The 24,370-nt window shown below is 66.2% G+C and carries 19 protein-coding genes; 11 read left to right on the plus strand and 8 right to left on the minus strand.

Annotated features, from left to right (window positions below):
• Nucleotides 1-12: 12 nt before the first annotated feature.
• From CAL19_RS16585 to CAL19_RS16595, 3 genes are read left to right on the plus strand one after another with little or no spacing between them, the layout of a single operon-like run.
• Complete coding sequence (locus CAL19_RS16585; protein WP_432759170.1) at nt 13-888, plus strand: heme/hemin ABC transporter substrate-binding protein; 876 nt, start codon at nt 13-15, stop codon at nt 886-888.
• Nucleotides 875-1,882, plus strand: a complete 1,008-nt coding sequence (locus CAL19_RS16590; protein ID WP_038852743.1) for a FecCD family ABC transporter permease — start codon at nt 875-877, stop codon at nt 1,880-1,882. The genes CAL19_RS16585 and CAL19_RS16590 overlap by 14 nt, the downstream gene beginning before the upstream one ends.
• Nucleotides 1,882-2,670 (plus strand): heme ABC transporter ATP-binding protein, encoded by a 789-nt coding sequence (locus CAL19_RS16595; RefSeq protein WP_026641396.1) that lies wholly within the window; start codon nt 1,882-1,884, stop codon nt 2,668-2,670. Before CAL19_RS16590 ends, CAL19_RS16595 begins: the two co-directional genes overlap by 1 nt.
• Nucleotides 2,671-2,692: 22 nt before the next feature.
• Here the strand turns inward: CAL19_RS16595 and CAL19_RS16600 are convergent, their stop codons facing one another.
• On the minus strand, nt 2,693-4,156 hold the full coding sequence (locus CAL19_RS16600; RefSeq protein WP_170941571.1) for an amino acid permease: 1,464 nt from the start codon (nt 4,154-4,156) through the stop codon (nt 2,693-2,695).
• A 59-nt stretch (nt 4,157-4,215) separates the two neighbouring features.
• Nucleotides 4,216-5,604: an ATP-dependent RNA helicase DbpA gene (dbpA, locus tag CAL19_RS16605; RefSeq protein WP_094797442.1), complete on the minus strand. Its 1,389-nt coding sequence runs from the start codon at nt 5,602-5,604 to the stop codon at nt 4,216-4,218.
• Between the two features lie 209 nt (nt 5,605-5,813).
• Here dbpA and CAL19_RS16610 point away from each other — a divergent pair, with 209 nt between their 5' ends.
• Both CAL19_RS16610 and CAL19_RS16615 read left to right on the plus strand, forming a co-directional pair.
• Nucleotides 5,814-6,299 carry a periplasmic heavy metal sensor gene (locus tag CAL19_RS16610; protein ID WP_094797443.1) on the plus strand — a complete coding sequence of 162 codons (486 nt, stop codon included), beginning with the start codon at nt 5,814-5,816 and terminating at the stop codon, nt 6,297-6,299.
• Between the two features lie 104 nt (nt 6,300-6,403).
• Nucleotides 6,404-6,853: a PA2169 family four-helix-bundle protein gene (locus CAL19_RS16615; RefSeq protein ID WP_026641393.1), complete on the plus strand. Its 450-nt coding sequence runs from the start codon at nt 6,404-6,406 to the stop codon at nt 6,851-6,853.
• An 85-nt stretch (nt 6,854-6,938) separates the two neighbouring features.
• Here CAL19_RS16615 and CAL19_RS16620 read toward each other — a convergent pair whose 3' ends face one another.
• From CAL19_RS16620 to CAL19_RS16645, 6 genes are all read right to left on the minus strand, one after another.
• Entirely contained in the window at nt 6,939-7,634 is a 696-nt protein-coding gene (locus CAL19_RS16620; RefSeq protein ID WP_094797444.1) for a phytanoyl-CoA dioxygenase family protein, read from the minus strand.
• Nucleotides 7,635-7,691: 57 nt separating this feature from the next.
• Entirely contained in the window at nt 7,692-9,962 is a 2,271-nt protein-coding gene (locus CAL19_RS16625) for an ATP-dependent DNA helicase (protein ID WP_094797445.1), read from the minus strand.
• Nucleotides 9,959-11,599 (minus strand): VRR-NUC domain-containing protein, encoded by a 1,641-nt coding sequence (locus CAL19_RS16630; RefSeq protein ID WP_094797446.1) that lies wholly within the window; start codon nt 11,597-11,599, stop codon nt 9,959-9,961. The genes CAL19_RS16625 and CAL19_RS16630 overlap by 4 nt, the downstream gene beginning before the upstream one ends.
• 263 nt (nt 11,600-11,862) lie before the next feature.
• Nucleotides 11,863-12,633, minus strand: a complete 771-nt coding sequence (locus CAL19_RS16635; protein WP_026641389.1) for a phytanoyl-CoA dioxygenase family protein — start codon at nt 12,631-12,633, stop codon at nt 11,863-11,865.
• 57 nt (nt 12,634-12,690) lie between these two features.
• Nucleotides 12,691-13,794: an AI-2E family transporter gene (locus tag CAL19_RS16640; protein WP_026641388.1), complete on the minus strand. Its 1,104-nt coding sequence runs from the start codon at nt 13,792-13,794 to the stop codon at nt 12,691-12,693.
• Nucleotides 13,795-13,914: 120 nt separating this feature from the next.
• Nucleotides 13,915-14,928: a LysR family transcriptional regulator gene (locus CAL19_RS16645; protein WP_026641387.1), complete on the minus strand. Its 1,014-nt coding sequence runs from the start codon at nt 14,926-14,928 to the stop codon at nt 13,915-13,917.
• Between the two features lie 252 nt (nt 14,929-15,180).
• Between CAL19_RS16645 and CAL19_RS16650 the strand changes: the two genes are divergently transcribed.
• From CAL19_RS16650 to CAL19_RS16675, 6 genes are all read left to right on the plus strand, one after another.
• Complete coding sequence (locus tag CAL19_RS16650) at nt 15,181-16,371, plus strand: efflux RND transporter periplasmic adaptor subunit (protein WP_094797447.1); 1,191 nt, start codon at nt 15,181-15,183, stop codon at nt 16,369-16,371.
• 16 nt (nt 16,372-16,387) lie between these two features.
• Nucleotides 16,388-19,573 carry an efflux RND transporter permease subunit gene (locus CAL19_RS16655; protein WP_026641385.1) on the plus strand — a complete coding sequence of 1,062 codons (3,186 nt, stop codon included), beginning with the start codon at nt 16,388-16,390 and terminating at the stop codon, nt 19,571-19,573.
• 13 nt (nt 19,574-19,586) lie between these two features.
• Nucleotides 19,587-21,059, plus strand: a complete 1,473-nt coding sequence (locus CAL19_RS16660; protein ID WP_432759168.1) for an efflux transporter outer membrane subunit — start codon at nt 19,587-19,589, stop codon at nt 21,057-21,059.
• A 557-nt stretch (nt 21,060-21,616) separates the two neighbouring features.
• The gene (thpR, locus tag CAL19_RS16665) at nt 21,617-22,183 is read left to right on the plus strand and encodes an RNA 2',3'-cyclic phosphodiesterase (RefSeq protein WP_094797448.1); all 567 of its coding nucleotides are present in this window, start codon (nt 21,617-21,619) and stop codon (nt 22,181-22,183) included.
• Nucleotides 22,184-22,228: 45 nt separating this feature from the next.
• Complete coding sequence (locus CAL19_RS16670) at nt 22,229-22,789, plus strand: 5'-3'-deoxyribonucleotidase (RefSeq protein WP_026641382.1); 561 nt, start codon at nt 22,229-22,231, stop codon at nt 22,787-22,789.
• A gap of 151 nt (nt 22,790-22,940) precedes the next feature.
• Nucleotides 22,941-24,278: an NAD(P)H-dependent oxidoreductase gene (locus CAL19_RS16675; protein WP_094797449.1), complete on the plus strand. Its 1,338-nt coding sequence runs from the start codon at nt 22,941-22,943 to the stop codon at nt 24,276-24,278.
• Nucleotides 24,279-24,370 lie beyond the last annotated feature (92 nt).

The following is a 24,370-nucleotide window of genomic DNA, read 5'->3' on the forward strand; positions in this document are numbered from 1 at the left end:
ATGGCAGCACGTATCCGCAAGACGGTAGCCGCTGTGCTGGCATGCGCCGGCCTGCTTGCTGCCGTGCACCCGGCCCGGGGCGCGCAGGCGCCTGCCGCCGAACGGGTGGTGTCGCTGGGCGGCACCATTACCGAGATCGTCTATGCGCTGGGCCAGGGAAACCGGCTGGCGGGGGCCGACCTGTCCAGCCTGTACCCCGAGGCCGCGACCCGGCTGCCTCGAGTCGGCTATTACCGCGCGGTGCCTGTGGAAGGCGTGCTGGCGCTGCGGCCCGACTTGATTCTGGCGTCCGACCAGGCGGGCCCGCCGCCGGCCATCGCGCGCTTGCAGGAAGCAGGCGTTCCCCTGGCGATTGTGTCTGACGAGCCGACCGTATCGTCGCTATACGCGCGCATCCGCCAGGTGGCAGATGCGCTGGGCGTGCCCGGGCGCGGCGCGCAACTGGCCGATTCGGTAGCGCTTGCGCTGAACAAGGCGCAAGCCTTGCCCGAGTCGCATGCCCGCGCGGTGCTGATCATGAATCGAACGGGCACGCCGCTGGGCGCGGGCAGCAATACCGCGGCATCGCTGGTGCTGCAGCTATCGGGGCTGGTGAACGTGCTGGACGAGCAGCAAGGCTACAAGCCGTTGTCGGCCGAGGCGTTGATGTCCCTGGCCCCGGACGTGATCGTGGTGCCGCGCACGGCGCTCGAAGCATCGGGGGGAATGCGGCAACTGATGGCCATGCCGGGCCTGGCAGGCACGCCGGCCGCGGCCAACCAGTGTATTGTCGTCATGGACGACCTGCTTATACTCGGCACGGGGCCTCGCCTGCCGCAGGCCATACGCACATTAAAGGAGACCGATTGTGTTGCTCGCCAAGGCCGGCGCGCCGATGGCGCCGCGTAGGCGCCCTGCCGGGCCGGCGCTGCTGGCATGCCTTGGCGTGGCGGCCTTGCTGGCGGCGGTGCTCGCATCGCTGAGCGGCGCAGTCGATATTCCGCTGGGCGATGCGCTGCGCGTGTTGTTTACCGACGCGCCCGCCCAGCCCGACGACATGCTGTGGCGCAATGTGCTGCTCGACATCCGCCTGCCCCGCGTACTGTTCGCCGCCGTCGCCGGCGCTGCGCTGGCGATTGCGGGCGCTGCGATGCAGGCGCTGTTTCGCAACCCGCTTGCCGAGCCCGGCCTGGTGGGTATTTCGGCGGGAGGCGCTTTGGGGGCGGTGGCTGCCATCGTGCTGACCGCGGGCGGTTTTGCAATGACTGCGCCAGCGGCGTTCGCGGGCAGCCTGCTTGCCACAGGCGCCGCCTACGCGGTGGGACGGCGCGTGGCCGGCGTGGCGGGGCTGCTGTTGGCAGGCATCGCCATCAATACGGTGGCAGGCAGCTTGATCGGCCTGCTGACCTACATGGCCTCGGACGCGCAACTGCGCGACCTTACCTTCTGGAGCATGGGCAGCCTGGCCGGCGCCAACTGGGCCTTGCTGGGCTTTCTGGCGCCGTGGACGCTGATATGGTCGGCATGGCTGATGCGGCAATGGCGCGCCATGAACGCTTTGCTGCTGGGCGAGCGCGAAGCGCAGCATTTGGGTTTTGCGCTGGTTGCGGTGCGGTACAGGCTGGTCGTGGCCACGGCCTTGATCGTTGGCCCCCTGGTTGCCGCCACCGGCGGCATCGGGTTCGTGGGGTTGGTCGTGCCGCACCTGGTGCGCATGACGCTGGGCGCAGACCACCGCTGGCTGCTGCCGGGCTCGATGCTGGCCGGCGCGCTGGCGCTGACGCTGGCCGATTGGCTGGCCCGCGTTGTGGTTGTTCCGGCAGAACTGCCGATAGGCCTGGTCACCAGCCTGGTGGGCGGCCCGTTCTTCTTGTGGCTGCTGGCCAGGGGTAGGCGCTACTGATGAGCCTGCGCACCATCGACCTTGCCCTGTCGCGCAATGGCGCGCGCCTGCTGTCGGGCGTGTCGCTGACCATCGAACCCGGCTGCGTGCTGGGGCTGCTGGGCGCCAACGGCGCCGGCAAATCGACGCTGCTGGCGGCGCTGGCCGGCGAGCTTGCGCCCGACAGCGGCCACATCGAAATGAACGGCGCCGCGCTGGGCGCACTGCCGGCGCGACGCCAGGCGCGGCAGCGCGCGGTGCTGCCACAGAAGCCCTCTTTGACCTTTGACCTGGGCGTGCACGAAGTGGTAGCCATGGGCGCCTACCCGTTCCCCGAACTGGACCCCGTGCAAGTGCAGGAGCTTGCCGACGCCGCGCTGGCCATGGCCGGGGTGCCGCAACTGGCGGCGCGCCGCTATCCCGAGCTATCGGGCGGCGAGCAGCAACGCGTGCAGTTCGCGCGCGTGCTGGCGCAATGCCAGGCGCTGTACGACCGGCAGGCGCCGCGCTATATGCTGCTGGACGAGCCGATATCCAGCCTGGATCCCAGGCACCAGATCGAGCTGCTGGGCACGACCGCGTCCCTGGCGCACGATCACGGCATGGGTGTACTGGTGGTGCTGCACGACATCAATCTTGCCGCGCGCTGGTGCGACCGTATCGTCATGCTGGGCGGGGGCACGGTCGCGGCGGATGGGCCGCCGGCCGCGGTGCTGACACCCGCCACCTTGCGCCAGGTATATGACATCGAGGCGGATGTGCTGGCGCATCCCACCTTGCCGGGGCGGCTGCTGGTGCTGCCGCACTGACGCGTGCGGCATCGGCTGCGCGCTACTCTTTGCGAAACGGGAATGTCATTTCGGCATACCGCACAAACCGCGAACCGCGCGTGATGCGGTAACCCGCCCATACGGCCAGGAAAACCGGTATGCCGATATACGTTGCCGCCGCGCCCACCCAATCGATGCGGTCCTGCAGGAAGGCTTCGTAGTTCTGCCCCAGGGTGATCAGCAGGCACAGGGCAAACGCAAATATCGGCCCGAACGGGAAGAACGGCGATACGTACGGCAGATCGGCCAGCCGGCCGCCCTGGGCAACGTATCCGCGCCGGAAGCGGTAGTGGCTGATGGCGATGCCCAGCCACGCAATGAAGCCCGTCATGCCGGACGTGTTCAACAGCCAGATGTACACGTCGTTGGGGCTATAGACGAACGACAGGAAACACAGCGCGGCCAGCGCCGTGGTGGCCAGCAATGCCCGCACGGGCACGCCCGCGGCGGACACGCGGGCGAACATGGCCGGCGCCTTGCCCTCGCACGCCAGGGCGTACAGCATGCGCGTGGCCGCATACATGCCGGAGTTGCCGGCCGACAGCACCGATGTCAGCACCACCGCGTTCATGATGGAAGCTGCAGCCAGCAGCCCCGCGCGCTCGAAGATCAGCGCGAACGGGCTGACGCTGATGTCGGTGACGTCGTTGCGCAGCAGCTGCGGATCGGTATAGGGAATCAGCAGGCCGATAACGCCGATGGCCAGCACATAGAACAGCAGGATGCGCCAGAATACCTGCCGCACGGCGCGGGGAATGTTGCGCGCCGGGTCTTTGGATTCGCCGGCCGCGATGCCGATGAGCTCGGTGCCCTGGAACGAGAACCCCACCACCATCGCCACGCCTATCATGGCCGCAAAGCCGCCGGCAAAGGGCGCGTCGCCGGTCGTCCAGTTCTGCCAGCCACCGGCTTCGCCGCCGCGGATGATGCCCAGCAGCATCATTACGCCCAGCGCGATGAACACCACCACCGCCACCACCTTGATAAGCGCGAACCAGAACTCGGCCTCGCCGAAGCCGCGCGCGGACAAGGCGTTCAGGCCGAAGGTCAGCGCCAGGAACAGCGCGCTCCAGTACACGCCCGGCACGTCGGGAAACCAGTACGCCATGACCAGTTGCGCCGCCACCAGGTCCACGGCCACCGTAACGGCCCAGTTGTACCAGTAGTTCCAACCCAGCGCGAAGCCGAAGCCGGGCTCGACATACCGTGCGCCATAAGTAGAGAACGAGCCCGACACCGGCATGGCGGCGGCCAGTTCACCCAGGCTGGTCATCAGGAAATAGACCATGAGGCCAATGAGCGCGTAGCCCAGCAGCGCCCCGCCCGGGCCTGCCTGGGCGATGGTATTGCCGGATGCGACAAACAGCCCCGTGCCTATCGACCCGCCGACCGCGATCATCGACAGGTGGCGCGTGGCCAGGGTGCGGCGCAGGCCGCCGGACGGCGCGCCGTGGGGGGAAGCCAGGTCCGCTTCGTTGCGGCGTTGAGATTCGGCCAAGGTGGGCATCCTGTATACGCGAGGCCTCAGAACTCTTCAAGGAAGCGCATGCGAAAGCGCCGGCCCTTGATGTTGCTGTTGGATATGCGCGCAAACGCCTGCTTGGCAATCGAGCGGTCGAGCGCGACATAGGCGCTGTACTCGGTGATATTGATCTTGCCCACTTGCTCGAAGGCCAGGCCGCCATCGCCCGTCAGCGCGCCCACCACGTCGCCGGGACGCAGTTTGTCTTTCTTGCCGCCTTGTATGCACAGCGTCACCATGGGCGCGCGCAACGGGCGGTCGGACTTGGGCCGCAACGACTTGATGTCGCCCCACTTCAGGGGCGCGCCTTGATATTGCTCGATCAGGTTCGCCCAGCGCATTTCGTCGGGCGAACACAGGCTCAGCGCCAGGCCCTTCTGGTCGCCACGGCCGCTGCGGCCCACGCGGTGCACGTGCACCTCGGTGTCTTTGGTGACGTCTACATTGATTACGGCGCCCAGGTGCTGGATGTCCAGGCCGCGCGCCGCGACATCGGTGGCCACCAGCACGGCGCAGCTCTGGTTGGCAAACTGGATAAGTATCTCGTCGCGCTCGCGCTGTTCCAGATCGCCATTGAGCGCATGGGCGCTGATGCCTTCGGCCCGCAGCCGTTCAACCAGGTCATGGCTGCGTATCTTGGTATTGCAGAACGCCAGGGTGGATGACGGCCGGAAATGAGACAGCAAGGCCACCACGGCGTCCAGCCGGGCATCTTCGTCGATTTCGTAGAAGATCTGCTCGATGCGGCTGGCGTCGTGCTGGGCCTCGACTTTGACTTCGGCCGGGTTGCGCAGGAAGCGCGCGCTGAGCTTGCGGATGTTGTCGGGGTAAGTTGCCGAGAACATCAGCGTCTGGCGGCGCGGCGGACAATGCGACGCAATCGCGACGATTTCATCGTAGAACCCCATGTCGACCATGCGGTCGGCCTCGTCCAGCACCAGCGTGGTCAGCGCCGACAAGTCCAGGCTGCCGCGCTGCAGATGGTCTTGCACCCGGCCGGGCGTGCCCACCACCAGGTGCGCGCCGCGCGCCAGGGATTCGGCTTGCGGACGCGCCGCGGCGCCGCCGCACAGCGTCAGCACCTTGACGTTGGGAATCAGGCGCGCCAGGCGGCGCAGCTCCTGCGCGACCTGGTCGGCCAGTTCGCGCGTCGGGCACAACACCAGCGCCTGGGGCGCAAGCCGGTCGATATCGAGCTTTTGCAGCAGTCCCAGCCCGAACGCGGCCGTTTTGCCGCTGCCCGTCCTGGCTTGCGCAATAACGTCGCGGCCTTCCAGGATCAGGGGCAGGCTCTGCGCCTGGATGGGCGTCATCTGGGTAAAGCTCAGGCTCTGCAGGTTTTCCTGCAAGGCGGGGCCGAGGGCAAGCGTGGAAAAGGAGGTAGAAGTCACGAAACAAGGAAAAATCGGTGCCTGGAAATGGCCAACAGTGTAATCGCGCCGAGCCTGACAGCTGATAACCTTGAGAGCTTATACATTGAAGGCCGGCCTTCGGCAGACCGGCGTGGCGCTCTTGAACGGGACGGTTACATCTGATGGTCGCGATAAACAGATTTGCGTTGGCATGCACAGCCCTGGTGTTTTCCACTGTATGGCCGGCAATGGCCCAGCACCATGGTCACGGGCCCCGTGGCCACACCGACGGCCAGGCCGGCCCGTACGCCGGCATGCAAGGCCGTGCGATCAAGGCGCTTTCTCCCCAGCAGATCGATGGCCTGCTCAACGGCCGAGGCATGGGCATGGCGATGCCGGCCGAACTCAATGGCTACCCCGGGCCCTTGCACGTGCTGGAGTTGGCCGCCGAACTCAAGCTATCTGACCTGCAAGCCGCGCGCACGCGCGAGCTATATGCGGAAATGCTGAAAGATGCGCGGGCCGCCGGCCAGCAGGTGATCGACGCGGAACGCGAACTGGACGCGCTGTTCGCCGACAAGAAGGCTACCCGGGACAACGTGGCAGCGTCCACCGCCAAAGCCGCGGCAGCCCACGGCAAGTTGCGCGCAACCCACCTGCGGTACCACTTGAGCATGATGGAAATCCTGTCCGCCGGCCAAGTTGCCCAGTACGAGATGTTGCGCGGGTATTAGCGCCCTGCTCCTGCCCCGGGGCCAATGGGCAGGCACGGCACTTGCGACGCTCTGTCGGCACGCGGGCATGTCGCCCGACCATCCCACCCATTACGGAGAAGAGCATGGCCGACAATGTGATCAAGGTACTGAACGACCTTATTGAAACGTCCAAGAACGGTGAAAAGGGCTTTGAAGCCGCCGCCGAAGACACCAAGAACGCCGAACTGCAGACCCTGTTCCGTAACCGGGCGCGCGACTGCGCGGCGGGCGCGGCCGAACTGCAGACGTTGGTGGCGCAATTGGGCGGCAAGCCCGAGGACAGCGGCACGGTGGCCGGCGCGGTGCATCGCGGCTGGACGAACCTGAAGGCCGCCGTCACTGGCCGCAGCGACGCGGCCATCCTGGAAGAATGCGAGCGCGGCGAAGACGTCGCCAAGGCGCAATATGCCGATGCGCTGAAGGAAGCGCTGCCGGAGAACATCCGCGCAGTGGTCGAACGCCAGTATCAGGGCGTGCTGCGCAACCACGACCAGGTGCGCGACCTGCGCAACCGCTATAAGGCCGCAGAATAGTCGGCCAGATGCGCCCGGCCCCGGGCCGGGCGTTTCACGACGCTCGCAATGCGCGGGCTGTGCGGCAGACGTGCCGGATAGAGGGCTACCCGATTGGCGCGTTATCGAACAAAAAGCGAACGGTTGCCATCATGCGCGGCTGGTTCGTGGTGTTGATCGATGGTGTGTGCAGTACACGCATGTCCATCAAGAACACGTCGCCGGCGCTGCCGGCCATTTCCACCAGCGTCGTGTGTAAGTCGCGCAGGCGCGCGGCCAGATCTGGGCCGCCCTGCTTGAGCGCATCGCGCAGGTCCGCGGCCGCCGCACCCATGCGGTGCGAACCCGCCAAGGCCAGGGTGGCCCCGCCCCGCTGTGCGACGTCATCGATCAGAACGAACGCCTGGATGCCCGGCAGGCTGCCGGGCAGGGCGCCTTTTACGTCCACATGCCAGTTCAGGCGCTGCAGTGTCCAGTCGCCCTGGCGCGGCGGGGACAGCAATAAGCGCGCGTCCTGGATTACCGCGGGCCGGCGCCCGGCAAGCCCCGCGACTTCGCCAAGAAGCGCCGGGGTGACCAATGCCTGATGCAGGCCCGGACACTGCGTCAATGACGACAGTTTCGCTATTTGCTGAAACGCCGGCATGGTGCGCAGCGATCTGGACAAACCCGGCACGCCCGACAATCGCTTCCATTCTTCTTTCAACGCCTGACGAAGCGGCGCCAGATACTTCACGGCGTAAAAGCCGGGAAACCGCACGTAGCCGTGCGTGGCAAAGAACTGGGCAGTGGCAGGCGTCATGGCGGTTTCAGTCGTTGCAACGAGCCGCGGGACGCTGCGCGCCTCATTGCAGGCACCCTAACCTATCTGCCACCACGCGGGCAGCAGCGCCTGCACCTCGGCGCGCCGGTAGCGGTCGTCGATCAGGTGCAGCACGCCGGTGTCGTTTTCGCTGCGGATGACCCGGCCGGCGGCCTGCACCACTTTCTGCAATCCCGGATACAGGTAAGTGTAGTCGTACCCCCGGCCGCTGCCGTAACGCTGGTCCATGGCCGCCTTGATCTCTTCGTTGACCGGGTTGACCTGGGGCAGCCCCAGCGTCGCGATGAAGGCGCCGATGAGCCGCTTGCCCGGCAGGTCCACGGCTTCTGAGAAAACGCCGCCCAGCACCGCAAAACCGACCCCCGCGCCGTCGTCGGTGAAGCGCTGCAAGAACGCGGCGCGGCTGCCTTCGTCCATGCCGGGGGCCTGGGCCCAGACGGGGACGTGCGGATGGCGCTGCCGCAACAGGGCGGCGACTTGCTCGAGATATTGAAAGCTGCTCACAAAGACCAGGTAGTTGCCCGGGCGCTGGGCATACTGGCGGGCGATCAGGTCTGCAATGGGTTGCAACGAGCGCTCGCGATCGCGGTAGCGCGTGGATACGCCGCGCGCCAGCCGCACGGTGAGCTGTTCGGGGCGAAACGGGCCTGCCACATCCATCCATGCGGTTTGGGCGGGCAGGCCAAGCGCGTCGCGATAATACTGCTGCGGATTCAGCGTGGCCGAGAACAGGACAGTGGCATGCGCGGCCGCGTACCGCGCCGCGAGGTAAGGCGCGGGCACGACATTGCGCACGCACAAGGTGGATGCCAAGGCCGATGGCGCGGCGCCGCCGGCCGCATGCTGATCGGCATCGAACAGCGCATGCGAGCCGAATTGTTCGGCCAGGCGTATGAAATGCAGCGCATCGAAGTAAAAGCGCAGCAGCGGGTCGTCTTGCGGCAAGGGCGCGTGCCCCAGGTGTTCCGCGATCGCGGCGGCGGCTTTCTGCAGGGCGGCCAGGATGCCCGCCGGAACCGCGTCGTAGCGTTGGTAGGCGGCTGCCTGCTTGCGATTGAACGCCGCCCAGGCGCGCGACACGCTGTCCAGGGGCTTGTGCAATGCCTTGGGCGCGGCGCGCCGGGCGGCCTTGAGGGCCGGCTGTGCAAGCTGCGCCGTATACATGCGGCGTGCACGGTCGACCAGGTTGTGCGCTTCATCGACCAGCACGGCCACCCGCCATTGGTGCGCCTGGGTCAGCGCATGCAACAAGGCGTGCGCGTCGTAGTAGTAGTTGTAGTCTGCCACGACCACATCGCTCCACCGCGCCAGTTCCTGCGCAAGGTAGTACGGGCAGACGTCGTGTTCGATGGCGGCAGCGCGCAACGCCGGGCCATGCTGATCGTGCTGGGCCAGCGCAGCGGCGCGCGCCTGGGGCAGGCGGTCGTAGAAGCCCTTGGCCAGCGGGCACGAATCGCCGTGGCAGGCTTTGTCGGGGTGGACGCAGACTTTGTCGCGGGCCTGCATGTCCAGCACGCGCAACACCGGACGCGGCAGCGACGCCTGCAGCGCGTCCAGCGCTTCGAGCGCCAGGCGCTTGCCCGCGTTCTTGGCGGCCAGGAAAAACATCTTGTCGATGCGCCCTTCGGGCATGGCCCGCAGCGCCGGAAACACGGTGCCCAACGTTTTGCCGATGCCCGTGGACGCTTGCGCAAGCAGACAGCCGCCAGCCCGCACGGTGCGATAGGTGGCCACCGCCAGTTCGCGCTGGCCGGGCCGGAATTCGCCCGGAGGAAAGCCCAGCGCTGCCAAGGCGTTGTCGCGCGCCTGCCGGTGCGCCAGCTCGGCGGCCGCCCAGGCCTGGAACAGGGCGCACTGCGTGTCGAAGTAATCTTTCAGCCACGCGGCGTCGCGGGTTTCGCACAACACGGTTTCTTCTTCGGTGACGACGTTGAAATACACCAGCGCGATGCGCAAGCTTTGCTGGCCGCGCGCCTGGCACAGCAGATGCCCATACATGCGCGCCTGCGCCCAATGCAACGCGCGATGGTTGTCGCACACACCGGATAAGTCGCCCCGGTAGGTTTTGATTTCTTCGAGCTGGTTCAGCTCCGGGTCGTACCCATCGGCGCGGCCCCGCACCAGCAGGTTCTGGTAGCGGGCCGACAAGCTGATTTCCGATTCATAGGCAGGGCCGCGCCGGCCCGTGACGACGGCGTGGCCGGCCACCCCTTCGGGGCCGGTAGGCGCGGGCGTGAAGCGCAGATCCAGGTCGCCGGCGCGGGCGGTGAATTCGCACAGGGCGCGCACTGCCACCGTGTAGTTCATGCAGACTCTTCCAGCCAGCGCACATGACACACCTGCGCCGGTATGTCATGCAGAGCACAGTACTGCAGCCATCGCACCTGGTTGTCTTGCAGTTTGTCGCCCGGCCCCTTTACCTCGATGAGCTCGTAGCGCTTTTGCGCCGGCCAGAAACGAACAAGATCCGGCAAGCCGGTGCAGTTGCTTCCGACGTTTTGCAGCATGCGCGTGAAGAACAGTTTCAGGTGTTGAGGCGGCAGGCAGTCCAGCGCCGTGTGCAGCAAGGGTTCGGACAGCGCGCCCCAGAAGACGAACGGCGACTGCACCCCTGCCTTGCCGGCATAGTTGTGGAGGATGACATCGCGATAGGCGCCCGTGTCGAGTTGAGCAAGGCTGGTCGCGAACAGCTCGGCGCGGCGCTGCGCGAAATCGGGCGCATGCAGGTCGGCCGGGCCGCGCTGGAAGGGATGGAAGAACGCGCCAGGCACGGGCGCGAAAACGGCCTGCCAGCACAGCAGGCCGAACAAAGATGTGATGAGCGTATTTTCAACGTAGTACACCGGCGCGGTATCGCAGTGCAGGTGGTCGCGCGCAACGTGCTCGACGGGCTGCGGCCGGGCCGGACGCGGCAGCATCAGATCCAGCCGGCGCGGCGCGAGCCTGCCCGCCCTGGGGGCCGCGGGGTGGCCGGCGTTGCGCCGCAGGCGCGGCAACATGCGCGCCACCCGCTGGTGCTCTTCTTCGTTTTCGGGCGCGTCCAGTGCCTGCATGGCCAGCCCCAGCGATTCGCGATGTTTGCCCATGCGTTCCAGAACGCGGATGCGCCGGTGGCGTGCGCCCGGATATTGGCAATGCTGGTACACCTGGAGCGCCGCCTGCCAGTCTTGCGCGCGTTCGCAGGCCTGGCCCACGCGCATCAGCGTCTTGGCCCGGCGTTGTTCGATCCAGGGGTTGGCACTGGCGCATGCCTGGATGTGGGGCAAGAGCCCGGCGGGCGGCGCGCCGTCTTCCAGCGCCTGGCGGCAGGCGTGCAGGGCAAGGTATCGGTCGACGTCGTCGCGATTTTGGAATGCGCGCGCGGCGGCATCAAAGGGAACCGCTTCGTACTGGAAAATGCCCAGGTCGGCCAGCACGAATTCCGACCAGTCCTGGTGCAAGTTGCCGAAGAACATCAGGCGCAGGCGATCGCAGCATTCGCCGAGCATGAAGCGCCAGGTGGGTTCCCAGGAAGGCCCGCACCATTGCGCGCAGGTGCGCGGCTGGTCATGGCGCGCGCGCAGGGTTTCGAGCAGGTCGGACTTGCGCGCGGATGCGGGCGCCTGCCCGGCAAAGATGGCCCGCAGCTCTGGCAAGGTGCAAAGACCGAAGAGCTCGTCGAGCGTCATGGGCGCGGCGGCGTCCAGCCAGCCCCGTTGCGCCAGGGCAGCGGCGGCCGCGGGCCCGTCCGGGATTTCTTCGTACACCAGCCGACTGGCGCGAAACCATGGGCCGCGCCGCATCGCCATGCGCACGAACAGCGCCTGCGCGGGCTGGGAAAGCATGGCGAACTGGCGAAGAAAGTCGTGCTCGGCGGGGTCGAGCAAGTCCGCGCAGCGGCTGGCCACGACTTGCAGCGCGCGCTGGAAGTTGTGCAGGTAGTAAAAGCGGTGGGGCGGCAGCATGGCGGCCGAAGAGCTGGATAAATGTCCAGTTATAGTACCAAACCGGGCATGGGCGCGGACAAGAGTCGGCGGTGTCAGGCACCTTCGGAGCCTGACACCCCACACGCCACAGACAGCCCCTCGATAAGCCAGGCCGCCCGCTACCCGGTGTCTGACTCCAAAGGTGTCAGACACCGCTGCGATACAGCCCAGGTGGCCCCGATGAGCCAGGCCGGCCCTCCACGCGGAGGCTGACCCAAAGGTGTCAGACGGAACCTGCTGAGTTATTCGTCGCCCAGCGGTACGCCGGGCGCAGACGCCGAGCGGCTGCCTGGCAGGGGCAGGCAGCTTTGCGGGTGGTACGTGTGAACCAGCGAGAACTTCACGCGGTCGGTGCCGTTCTGGCGGGCGGCATGCAGGGTGCGGCAATGAAAGAACACCACGTCGCCAGGCGCCAGTTCGGGGCAGACCGCCTGCTGGATCCAGCGCCGGTTTTCCGGTAGTTCATCCCTGAAGAATTTTTTCTCGTCGAACTGCTCGGCAGAATAAGACGCCGTGTGCGAGCCCGGGATGAAGTACAACCCGCCGTTTTCGGCGGTTTCCGGCCCCAGCGCCAGCCACACCGACACCAGCTCGGGCTGGCTGAACGACCAATAGCGGATGTCCTGGTGCCAGCCCGTAAGGCTGCCATACGCGGGATGCTTGGTCATCACGCAGTTGTGATGCACGGTGGACAGCACAGGCGTTTCGCCGAAGTACGCGCGCAGCCAGGCGGCCACGGCGGGCGACGTAGCCCACGCCTTGAACTGCGGGCCACGGCCAAAGGCGCCCAGCAGGCGCCTTGCGGTGGCCCCGCCCGGCGCCTGGCGCGACGGTGGCGCGCCAGGGTACTGCAGATCGGCTTCGTACTCGATGGGCCCGGCCTGGCTGGCCAATTGGCGCTCGGCTTCGTCGCGCAGCGCCGTGACCACTGCGGCAGGCGCGAATTGCCGTACTACGACATAGCCCTGCCGACGCAGAGTGGCCAATTGCTCGGCCACGCATGATGCAGACATTCTCAACCTCGGGAAGATGTAAGCCCGTACACGTTATGCCCGCCCAACGGGCGGATATCAATTGTCGCCCGATTCCGCGGCCGGCTGCAGCCGGGCCGCGTCACGCTCTTGCTCGACATTGCGCACCCATTCGCGCCACACCGCAACCAGCAGCGCCATCAGCACCGGCCCGACGAACAGGCCGACGATGCCCATGGTTTTTACGCCGCCCACCAGCCCGAAAAAAGTGGGCAGGAACGGCAGTTTGACCGGCCCGCCCACCAGGCGCGGGCGCAGCGTCTTGTCGACAATGAACAGTTCAATGGTGCCCCAGGCAAACAGCGCCAGCCCCGCCACCAGGTGCCCCGACCCCACCAGGTACAGCGAAACCAGGGTGAACGACAGCGGAGCCCCGCCGGGAATCAGGGCCATGAAGCCCGTTACCACGCCCAGCAGCACGGGCGACGGCACGCCCGCCAGCCAGTATGCAATGCCGAGCACCACGCCCTCGCCCGCGGCGATCAGGCTCATGCCGGTAACGGTGGACCCCACCGTGGCGGGCACCACCCGCGAGAAACGCTGCCAGCGCGCAGGCAGGATGCGCTCGCCCAGTACGTCCAGCTGCGCGATCATGCGGTCGCCGTCTTTGTAGACGAAAAACAGTGTGATCAGCATGAAGACCACGCTGAGCAGCAGCTGGAATGCGTTGCCGGTGGCCGACAGGACCATGCGATAGATGTTGCCCAGGTGTTCGCCGCTGACCATCTCGACCATGGCGCCCAGGGCATGCGGCTCGCCCAGGTAGGTCTGCCAGTACACCGCCAGGCGCGGCCCTACGCCGGGCAACGAAGATATCCAGTCCGGCACGGCCACTCCGTAGCGGTTGGCCGCCAGCGCCCACGCGAAAAAATTGCTGGCCTCTTTCACGGCGTATGTCAGGGCCAGCGTCAGCGGAATGATCAGTATCAGAATGACGCCCAGCAGCATCACCGTCGCCGCGGGAATCGTGCGCCCGCCGCACCGGTCGACGACGCGCCGAAACACAGGCCAAGTGGCCAGCCCGATGATCAGCGCGGCCAGGGCGGGAACGAGGAAACCGCTGAGAAAATACGCACCCGCCAGCAGCACCAGCAGAAGGAGCCAACGGGCAATCAGGTATGCGGGTAGGACGGGCTGCTGCATATAGCGGGACAAAGCTGCGTGGAAGCGACGCACAAATATACAGTAAGGCCGCCGCCGCCCGTCCGGCGACAGCCCTTGCGCAGCTTGCGCGAGCGCGTCGATACGAGCCCGGCGGGCCCGCTACAGCACGTATTCGGCTTCCACGGAACGGCCCAGCCGGGTGGCGCGCTCGGCGGCCGGGGTGAGCTCGGGCTTGCCGATATCCGCGCAGGGTTCGGAACCATCGCCGCCGTTCAGCAGCGGGCAGCGCGAGAACAGTTCGGCGACCCAATCCGAAAACACCCGCACTTTGGGCGACAGCTGCCGGCTTTGCGGATACAGCAGCGATATGGGCACCGAACGCGGCTTCCACTGCGGCAGCACTTCGATCAACTCGCCGGCCTGCAAGTGCGGCAGCGCCATGAAGCGCGCCGTCTGCACGAGCCCGAAGCCCTGCAGCGCGCAGGCCAGGTGGGCGCTCCAGTCGTTGACAGACACGCAGCCGGGCACATCGACTTCGCGGGTCTTGCCATCGATGACGAAGTCCCAATTGCAGTTGCGGCCCGACCGGCTCGAAAAGTAATGCACCGCGTAGTGATTCTGCAGGTCTTCTATCGTATGCGGCATGCCGCGGCGCGCCAGATACGAAGGCGCCGCGCAGGTCAGCGCCTGGAACGTGCCGATGCGGCGGGCCACCAGGCTGGAATCTTCGAGTTCGCCGCCGCGGATCACGCAGTCAACGGCTTCCTGGACCATATCGACGCGGCGGTCGCCCATGCCTATCACCAGTTCGACATCCGGATAGCGCGTGTGGAATTCGCACAGCGCCGGAATGAGGATCAACCGCCCGATGCTGGCGGGCACATCGATGCGCAGCTTGCCCTGGGGGCGCAAGGCGGCGTCCTGGAAGCAGGCTTCGGTTTCCTCGACCTCGGCCAGGATGCGCGTGCAATGTTCGTAGTAAGCGGCGCCGTCGGGGGTAAGGCTGATGCGGCGTGTGGTGCGATTGAGCAGCCGCACGCCCAGGCGTCGCTCGAGGTTCTGAATGGCGGTGGTGACGGTCGTGCGCGGCAGGGCCAGGCTGTCGGCCGCGCGCGTGAAGCTGTTGGCGTCGACAACGCGCACGAAGACCTGCATTGCCTGAAAGCGGTCCATGGTCGTGTCCTGGATGAGCAAAAAAGAGAAAGTGCGCTCAGCATAACGCGGTTTTTGCCGAGATTGTTCGTCTGGGCCGACTAGTGTTGACGATTTATCTGTGTTTATCCCTTAAGGGAAAACACTCAAAATGCAATCGCCCTGACATGGCCGATAGCCGCAACCGACGTCCCAACACGCCGGCAGCCGGCTTCCGGAATCGCATTTCCCGCTGCGCCGGCCAAATGTCCCCATTTAATTCAAGGAAACACCATGATTGTTTCGCGCCAACGTATTGTATTGGCGGTCGTCGCGGCCCTGTTGATTGCAGGCGGCAGTTACAGCTTGCTGGCCACCCCCGAAGGCAAGGGCGCTGCCCAGGCCCAGTCCGCGCCGGCGGCCGCCGCGGTGGATGTCGCCCCCGCCCTGGGAAAGCGCATCGTTGACTGGCAGGATTATTCCGGCCGGCTGGAAGCCATCGACCGCGTGGAAATCCGCCCGCTGGTGTCCGGCACTCTGATGGCCGTGCATTTTCAGGATGGCAGCCTGGTCAACAAGGGCGACCCCCTGTTCACCATAGACCCGCGCCCGTATGCAGCCGAAGTCAGCCGTGCGCAGGCGCAATTGGCCGCGGCGCGCGCGCGGGTGGCCTTCACGGCATCGGAACTGGCCCGGGGCAAGCGCCTGCTGGCCGAGAACGCTATCGCCCGGCGCGACTTCGAGTCCAAGCGCAATGATGCGCGCGAAGCCGAAGCCAACCTGAAGGCGGCCGAGGCGGCCCTGGAGACGGCGCAGTTGAACCTGGGCTACACCGAAATCGTGGCGCCGGTGGCCGGGCGCGTGTCGCGCGCCGAAGTCACCGAAGGCAATGTGGTGGCCGCCGGCGCAAACTCGGTGGCGCTGACCACGCTGGTGTCGGTATCGCAGATGTACGCGTCATTCGACGTGGATGAGCAGGCTTACCTGAAGTATGTCAGCCCGGCGCGGATGGCCGGCGCGCAGGTTCCCGTGCAATTGGGCCTGGCCAACGAAACGGGCTATGCGCGCGAAGGCGTGCTGCACTCAGTGGACAACCGTATCGACACCTCGTCGGGCACGATCCGCGTGCGCGCCGTGTTCAACAACGCCGACGGCTTGCTGGTGCCCGGCATGTATGCGCGCATTCGCCTGGGCAGCACCCAGCCGCACGATGCCGTGCTGGTTCAGGAACGGGCCATCGGCACCGACCAGGACAAGCGCTTCGTGCTGGTGGTGGACAACAACAACCGCACGGCCTACCGCCAGGTGGCGCTCGGCGCAGCCCAGGGCAACCTGCGCGTCATCACCAGCGGCCTGCAGGCAGGCGAGCGCATCGTGGTCAACGGGCTGCAGCGTGTGCGCCCCGGGGAAATGGTCGCCCCCAATCTCGTGTCCATGGACACGGCGCCGGCCGCTGTACAGACCGCCGCGGCCAACCTGAAATAGCCCTCGGAAGCCGAGCATGAATATTTCCAAATTCTTCATCGACCGCCCGATTTTCGCGGGCGTGCTGTCGGTGGTGGTGCTGCTGGCCGGCCTGTTGGCCATGTTCCAGCTGCCCATTTCCGAGTATCCGGAAGTGGTGCCGCCTTCGGTGGTGGTGCGCGCGCAGTATCCCGGCGCCAACCCTAAAGTGATCGCGGCCACGGTGGCCTCGCCGCTGGAAGAATCGATCAACGGCGTCGAAGACATGCTGTACATGCAGTCGCAGGCCAATAGCGACGGCAACCTGGCTGTGACGGTGCACTTCAAGTTGGGGGTGGACCCGGACAAGGCGCAGCAATTGGTGCAGAACCGCGTGGCGCAGGCGCTGCCGCGCCTGCCGCCCGACGTGCAGCGCCTGGGCGTTACCACCACCAAGAGCTCGCCGACACTGACGCTGGTGGTGCACCTGATTTCGCCTGACGACCGCTACGATATTACGTACCTGCGCAACTATGCCGTGCTGAACATCAAAGACCGGCTGGCGCGCATCGGTGGCGTCGGCGAAGTGCAGATATGGGGTTCCGGCAGCTACTCGATGCGCGTATGGCTCGATCCGCAGAAGGTTGCCCAGCGCGGGCTGACCGCCACCGACGTGGTCAATGCCATCCGCGAACAGAACGTACAGGTGGCCGCCGGCGTGATCGGCGCGTCGCCCACGCAAGGCGATGTGCCTATGCAGTTTTCAGTCAACGCGCAGGGCCGCCTGCAGGATGAAGTGGAGTTCGGCAACATCATCCTGAAGTCGTCGCCCGATGGCGCGGTGACCCGCCTGTCTGACGTGGCGCGCATCGAACTGGGCGCGCAAGAATATGGCCTGCGTTCGCTGCTGAACAACAAGCCGGCCATCGGCATGGGCATCATGCAGTCGCCGGGCGCCAATGCGCTGGATGTGTCGGCGCAAGTGCGCGAAGCCATGAAGGAACTGTCGGCGGATTTTCCGCCGTCGGTCGAATACCGCATTGAATACGACCCCACGCAGTTTGTGCGCGCCAGCATCAAGGCGGTGATCACCACGCTGCTGGAAGCCATTGCGCTGGTGGTGCTGGTGGTGATCGTGTTCCTGCAGACCTGGCGCGCATCGATTATTCCGCTTCTGGCGGTGCCGGTTTCCATTGTGGGCACGTTTTCGCTGCTGCTGATGTTCGGCTATTCGATCAACGCGCTGTCGCTGTTCGGCATGGTGCTGGCCATTGGCATTGTGGTGGATGACGCCATCGTGGTGGTCGAGAACGTAGAACGCAATATCGCGGCCGGGCTCACGCCGCGCGATGCCACGTACCGGGCCATGCGCGAGGTAAGCGGCCCCATCATCGCCATTGCCCTGACGCTGTGCGCGGTGTTCGTGCCGCTGGCGTTCATGACGGGCTTGTCGGGGCAGTTCTACAAGCAGTTCGCCATGACCATCGCCATTTCGACGGTGATCTCGGCCTTTAATTCCCTGACGCTGTCCCCGGCGCTGTCCGCCCTGCTGCTCAAGGGCCACCACGACAGGCCGGACATGCTGACGCGCGGCATGAACAAGGTGTTTGGCGGATTTTTCAACTGGTTCAACCGGTTCTTCGGGCGCGCGTCCGACTCATATGCCACGGGTGTCACCCGCGTGATCCGCCACAAGGGTGGCGCCATGGCGGTGTACGCCGCGCTGCTGGCGGCCACGGTAGGCATTTCGTATATCGTGCCCGGCGGGTTCGTGCCGGCGCAGGACAAGCAGTACCTGATCGGCTTTGCCCAGCTGCCCAACGGCGCATCGCTGGATCGCACCGAAGATGTGATACGCCGCATGTCGGACATCGCCATGCAAGAGCCCGGCGTGGAAAGCGCCATTGCTTTTCCAGGCTTGTCGATCAACGGGTTCACCAACAGTTCCAGTGCCGGCATCGTATTCGTGACGCTCAAGCCTTTTGCCGAACGCGACAGCGCCGGCCTGTCGGGCGACGCGATCACGGCAAGCCTGAACGGCCAGTTCGGGGCGATCAAGGACGCCTTCATCGCGGTGTTTCCGCCGCCGCCGGTGATGGGACTGGGCACCATGGGCGGCTTCAAGCTGCAGATCGAAGACCGTTCGGCCCTGGGCTACGCAGAGCTGGACAAGGCGACGCAGGCATTCCTGGAAAAGGCGCGCCAGGCGCCTGAGCTGGGCCCCACGTTCACCAACTATCAGATCAATGTGCCGCAGCTCGATGTGGATCTTGACCGGGTGAAGGCCAAGCAGCTGGGCGTGCCCGTGACTGAAGTGTTCGATACGCTGCAGATTTACCTGGGCTCGATGTATGTGAATGACTTCAACCGCTTTGGCCGGGTGTTCCAGGTGCGTGCCCAGGCCGATGCGCCGTATCGCTCGCACCCTGACGACATCCTGCAGCTGAAAACGCGCAGCGAAACCGGCCAGATGGTGCCGTTGTCGGCGCTGGTGGACGTGAAGCAGACGTTCGGCCCCGAAATGGTGGTGCGATACAACGGCTTTACCGCCGCCGACATCAACGGCGGGCCGGCGCCCGGCTATTCGTCGGACCAGGCCCAAGACGCGGCCGAGCGCATCGCGGCCGAGACCCTGCCGCGCGGCATCAAGTTCGAATGGACCGACCTGACTTACCAGCAGATCCTGGCAGGCAACGCGGGCATATGGGTGTTTCCCATCAGCGTGCTGCTGGTGTTCCTGGTGCTCGCCGCCTTGTACGAAAGCCTGACGCTGCCGCTGGCGGTGATATTGATCGTGCCCATGAGCATTCTGGCCGCGCTGACCGGGGTATGGCTCACGCAGGGCGACAACAACATCTTCACGCAGATCGGCCTGATGGTGCTGGTGGGGCTGTCGGCCAAGAACGCCATTCTGATCGTGGAGTTTGCGCGCGAGCTGGAAATCCAGGGAAGCAGTCCGCTCGACGCGGCTATCGAAGCCAGCCGCCTGCGCCTGCGGCCGATCCTGATGACGTCGATCGCCTTCATCATGGGCGTGGTGCCGCTGGTGCTGTCTACCGGCGCCGGCTCGGAAATGCGGCAGGCGATGGGCGTGGCGGTGTTCTTCGGCATGCTGGGCGTGACGCTGTTCGGGCTGTTCCTGACGCCGGTGTTCTACGTGCTGCTGAGGTCGATGAGCTCGCGCAAGCTGCACTCGGCCACCCATCACGAGGCGCCCGTCCCCGCGCCGCATGCGGGCCATTGAAGAGAGCATGACCATGAAGCACTTATTGACACGTTCGTCCGCGCTGCTGCCCTTGCTGATGTTGTTGGCCGGCTGCGCGGTGGGCCCCGAGTACCAGCGGCCGCAGGTCGACACGCCGGCCGCCTACAAAGAGGCGCTGCCCGCCCATGAAGCGGGCAGCTGGAAAACCGCGCAGCCCGCCGAAGAGGCCCTGCGCGGCGAATGGTGGAAGCTGTTTGGCGACCCGACGCTGAACGCGCTCGAGGCAGAGGCGCAACAGGCCAATCACAACCTGCAAGCCGCCGCGGCCCGTCTCAAGCAGGCGCGCGCCCTGCTGGGCACGGCGCGATCCGGGCTGTTTCCGACGGTGGACGCGGGTTTCGGGCCAACGCGCCAGCGCCCGTCGCCGGCCTCGCAGGGGCTGGCCGACGACGCCTCGGCCGACACCACCACACTGTGGCGCGCCCAGGTGGGGGTGGCATACGAGGCCGACCTGTTCGGCCGTGTGGCATCGACCGTGGACGCGGCTACCGCAGACGTGCAGCAGAGCGAGGCCTTGTACCGTTCGGTGTTGCTTGCCTTGCAGGCGGACGTGGCCGAAGCCTATTTCCAGGTGCGCGAGCTTGACGCCGGCCTGCAGTTATACCGGCAGACAGTGCAATTGCGCAGCGAAACGCTCGACCTGATCCAGCGCCGCTACGACGCCGGAGACATCAGCGAACTGGACCTGGCGCGTGCGCGGTCGGAACTGGAATCGGCACGCGCCGAAGCGCTGGGCTTCGAGCGCCGCCGCGCTACAGCCGAACACGCGCTGGCCGTGCTGTTGGGCAAGACACCGGCCGAATTCAGCCTGCCCGCCCAGCCGCTGACGCGGGTGTCGGTGAGCATCCCGGCCGGGCTGCCGTCCGCGCTGCTTGAGCGCCGTCCGGACATTGCGGCCGCCGAACGCGCGATGGCCGCGGCCAATGCGCGCATCGGCGCCGCCCAGGCGGCATTCTTCCCGCGCCTGGATATTACGGGAGCAGCAGGGTTCGAATCATCCGAACTGGGCAACCTGTTCCAGTGGTCCAGCCGCACCTTCCTGCTGGGCCCGCTTGTGGGCGCAGCGCTGTCGCTGCCGATCTTTGATGGCGGCCGCCGCCAGGCGGGGCTGGACCGGGCCCGCGCGGCGTACGAAGAAGATGTGGCGAACTATCGGCAAACCGTGCTGAACGCATTCCGCGAAGTGGAAGACAACCTGTCGAACCTGCGCATTCTGTCGAACCAGACACAGGCACAGGATGCGGCCCTGCAGGCGTCGCAGCGCGCGGCACGCATTTCGCATGTGCAGTATGAGGAAGGGTCGATCAGCTATCTGGATGTGATCGAGGCCGACCGCACCGTCCTTGCGCAGCAGCGTGTATCGGTGCAGCTCGACGGCGAACGCGCCCGCTCGGCCGTCCGGCTCGTGCGCGCGCTGGGCGGCGGCTGGGACACCCCGCTGGCGCCAGCATTGGCGCAACGCTGACGGCAAGGGATGCGCGGGAGGGTGTCTGACACCTGGCGGAGTCAGACACCTGTAGGCTGTCTTGAATGGGACGGGCTTGGTGTCCGGGAGATGGCCTGGGTGTCTGACTCCGAAAGGTGTCAGACACCTGTAGGCTGTCTTGAATGGGGCGGCCTGGTGTCCGGGAGATGGCCTGGGTGTCTGACTCCGAAAGGTGTCAGACACCGACGGGTACACCTAGCTGGCGCCCGCATTCGCGCAACGATGACGGCAAGGGGTGCGCGGGGGTGTCTGACACCTGGCGGAGTCAGACACCTGTGGGCTGTCTTGAATGAGACGGGCCTGGCGTCCGGGAGATGGCCTGGGTGTCTGACTCCGAAAGGTGTCAGACACCTGTGGGCTGTCTTGAATGGGGCGGGCCTGGTGTCCGGGAGACGGCCTGGGTGTCAGACACCGACGAATGTGGGGTGGCAACGGGGTTGCCGCTTTCAGCTGAGCGCGTTCGCCGCGGCGTGACTGATGTTGTTGTACTTGCGCACTGGTTTCGATTTGCCTGGAGTCGGCCATAATGTGGCGTCATGCCCGCCTCTTTCAATACCGCTGTGCCCGACGCTGCTACGGCTCCAGGCCGGGCACGGCTGTTTTTTGCGTTATGGCCTGGGCCAGGACTGGCCGCCACGCTGGCAGGCTGGGCCGCACAAGCCCGGGCCGCCTGCGGCGGTCGCGCCATGCGGCCCGATACCTTGCACCTGACCTTGGCGTTTTTGGGCGCGGTCGACGCTGACCGGGTGCCCGACCTGGTGGCCCAAACCCTGAACCAGCCCGCGTTGCCGGGCCGCATCACCCTGGACCGGTACGGCGTGTTCCGCCGCCAGGGCATCGTGTGGGCCGGCCCTGCGGACCCGCAGGCCGCGCTGCAGAACACCTACGACCGCCTGTGGGACTGGCTGCAGCCCATGGGTTGGCGTCGGCCGGCCCAGGCTTTCCGGCCGCACGTCACCTTGCTGCGGCGCGCCAGCCAGCTGGACAACCTGCCGCCCGCGCCGCCGCCGGCGAACTGGGCCTACGACGGCTATGTGCTGGTGCAGTCGCGCCCGCAGAACGGCGTCGCAAACTATCAGGTGCTGGCCCGCTCGCCGGGCTGACGCCGCATGGCACAATCTAGACCCCATCCTGCCTGTACAGCCCACATGCTGATCCTGCTTGACCAAGATGGCGTGCTGGCCGATTTCGAGCACGCTTTCATCGACGCCTGGCGCGAGCGCCACCCCGATATCGAGCCGGTGGCATACGAAGACCGCCGCGCTTTCCATATCCTGGAAGACTACCCGGCCGAGCTGCGCCCGCGTGCCGAAGCCATCTATACGTCGCCGGGCTTCATCAGAAACCTGCCCCCGGTGCCCGGCGCGGTCGAGGCCTACCACGCGCTGCTCGGCCTGGGCATGGACGTGCGCATCTGCACGTCGCCCCTGCGGCAGTTCGAGAATTGCGTGGCCGAGAAATTCCTATGGGTCGAACGACACCTAGGGCGCGCGGCCACCGAGCGCATGGTGCTCACGCGCGACAAGACGCTGGTGCGCGGCGACCTGCTGATCGATGATCGGCCCAGTATCAACGGAGCGGTGCCGCCCAGCTGGCGCCATATCGTGTACGACGCTCCCTATAACCGCCACGTTGCCGACCGCCCGCGGCTGACCTGGGCCAATTGGCGCAACGTACTGGCGGGCGAACTGTATCGCGCCGACCGATAGCGCCATGCGCAGGCCGCCCCCGCCGCCCAGGCAGCGGCACAAAATGTAGCGCCACAAGTACAAAAAAGCCGCTATTCTGGCCTTCGCAACATGCCCGCGTCGGGCCGCCTTGCGCGGGCCCCGGCGCCTGCATCGCCAAGGAGACCGAGCCATGAATCTGCACCGCCTGCTCAAGCAGCGCCAGGCCGACCACAAGCCGCTACGTGTCGCACTATTGGGCGCGGGCAAGTTCGGATCCATGTTTCTCAGCCAGGCGCGCCGCACCCCCGGCATCCAGCTGGTTGCCGTCGCCGACCTGCAACCGGACCGCGCGCGCGCGGCCATGACGCGGGTGGGATGGCCTGCCGATGCCTTGCGGGCCGCCAGCCCGCAGGATGCGATGCGTTCGGGGCGGGTGTATTTCACCGACGACGCAGCGTCGGTTATCGCCAGCCCCGAGGTCGAAATCGTGATCGATGCCACCGGCCAGCCCGCCGCCGGCATCAGCCACGTGCTGGCCTGCTGCGAACACGGCAAGCACATCATCATGGTCAACGTAGAAGCCGATGCCCTGGCCGGCCCGCTGCTGGCGCGCCGCGCACGCGAGGCCGGCATTGTCTATTCGCTGGCCTACGGCGACCAGCCCGCGCTGATCTGCGAAATGATCGACTGGGCCCGCGCCAGCGGCTTTGAAGTGATCGCGGCGGGCAAAGGCACGAAATACCTGCCCGAGTTCCATACCTCTACCCCCGATACCGTATGGCCGTACTACGGCTTTACCGACGAAATGGTGGCGGCCGGCGACTTCAATGCCCAGATGTTCAACAGCTTTCTGGACGGCACCAAAAGCGCCATCGAAATGGCCGCAGTGGCCAACGCCACGGGGCTGCGGCCGGCGCCTTCGGGCCTGCATTTTCCGCCCTGCGGCGTGGACGACCTGGCGCGCGTGCTGCGCCCGCGCGAAGACGGCGGCATGTTGCACCATCGCGGGCAGGTAGAAGTGATTTCGTCGTTGGAACGCGACGGACGCCCTGTGTTCCGCGACCTGCGCTGGGGGGTATACGTGACGCTAGCAGCCGACAGCGACTATGTGCAGCGATGCTTCAAAGAGTACGGCCTGATCACCGACCCCAGCGGCAACTATGCCGCCATGTACAAACCCTACCACCTGATCGGCCTGGAGCTGGGCATCAGCGTGGCAAGCGTGGGGCTGCGGCACGAGCCTACCGGGTCCGCGTCGGGATGGCACGCCGATGTGGTGGCCACGGCCAAGCGCGACCTGCCCGCCGGCCAGGAACTGGATGGCGAAGGCGGCTATACGGTGTACGGCAAGCTCACGCCGGCACGCGATTCGCTGCATGATGGCTTCTTGCCGCTGGGGCTGGCACACAAGGTAAGGCTCAAGCGTCCGGTACGGCAGTCGCAGCCGATACGGTGGCATGACATCGAGTTCGATGAGCATGCGCCGGCAGTGCGGTTTCGGCGCGAGATGGAAAAGTTGTTTGCCTAGACGCGCTGTGCCGCGAAGCGGGCAGGTGGTGTCAGACAGCGCCGTTTAAAGGTGTCTGACACCCAAAGGGAGTCAGACACCTGGCTCGAGCC

Source organism: Bordetella genomosp. 7 (assembly GCF_002261265.1).
Lineage (GTDB): Bacteria > Pseudomonadota > Gammaproteobacteria > Burkholderiales > Burkholderiaceae_B > Bordetella_A.

Excerpts from the sequence above, each read along its gene's own strand:
- CAL19_RS16590 (WP_038852743.1), top strand. The coding sequence starts at position 875 with ATGGCGCCGCGTAGGCGCCCTGCCGGGCCGGCGCTGCTGGCATGCCTT.
- CAL19_RS16630 (WP_094797446.1), bottom strand. The coding sequence starts at position 11,599 with ATGCTGCCGCCCCACCGCTTTTACTACCTGCACAACTTCCAGCGCGCG.
- CAL19_RS16635 (WP_026641389.1), bottom strand. The coding sequence starts at position 12,633 with ATGTCTGCATCATGCGTGGCCGAGCAATTGGCCACTCTGCGTCGGCAG.
- CAL19_RS16650 (WP_094797447.1), top strand. The coding sequence starts at position 15,181 with ATGATTGTTTCGCGCCAACGTATTGTATTGGCGGTCGTCGCGGCCCTG.
- CAL19_RS16645 (WP_026641387.1), bottom strand. The coding sequence starts at position 14,928 with ATGGACCGCTTTCAGGCAATGCAGGTCTTCGTGCGCGTTGTCGACGCC.
- CAL19_RS16655 (WP_026641385.1), top strand. The coding sequence starts at position 16,388 with ATGAATATTTCCAAATTCTTCATCGACCGCCCGATTTTCGCGGGCGTG.
- CAL19_RS16675 (WP_094797449.1), top strand. The coding sequence starts at position 22,941 with ATGAATCTGCACCGCCTGCTCAAGCAGCGCCAGGCCGACCACAAGCCG.
- CAL19_RS16620 (WP_094797444.1), bottom strand. The coding sequence starts at position 7,634 with ATGACGCCTGCCACTGCCCAGTTCTTTGCCACGCACGGCTACGTGCGG.
- CAL19_RS16625 (WP_094797445.1), bottom strand. The coding sequence starts at position 9,962 with ATGAACTACACGGTGGCAGTGCGCGCCCTGTGCGAATTCACCGCCCGC.
- thpR (WP_094797448.1), top strand. The coding sequence starts at position 21,617 with ATGCCCGCCTCTTTCAATACCGCTGTGCCCGACGCTGCTACGGCTCCA.
- CAL19_RS16615 (WP_026641393.1), top strand. The coding sequence starts at position 6,404 with ATGGCCGACAATGTGATCAAGGTACTGAACGACCTTATTGAAACGTCC.
- CAL19_RS16670 (WP_026641382.1), top strand. The coding sequence starts at position 22,229 with ATGCTGATCCTGCTTGACCAAGATGGCGTGCTGGCCGATTTCGAGCAC.
- CAL19_RS16660 (WP_432759168.1), top strand. The coding sequence starts at position 19,587 with ATGAAGCACTTATTGACACGTTCGTCCGCGCTGCTGCCCTTGCTGATG.
- CAL19_RS16595 (WP_026641396.1), top strand. The coding sequence starts at position 1,882 with ATGAGCCTGCGCACCATCGACCTTGCCCTGTCGCGCAATGGCGCGCGC.
- CAL19_RS16610 (WP_094797443.1), top strand. The coding sequence starts at position 5,814 with ATGGCCCAGCACCATGGTCACGGGCCCCGTGGCCACACCGACGGCCAG.
- CAL19_RS16640 (WP_026641388.1), bottom strand. The coding sequence starts at position 13,794 with ATGCAGCAGCCCGTCCTACCCGCATACCTGATTGCCCGTTGGCTCCTT.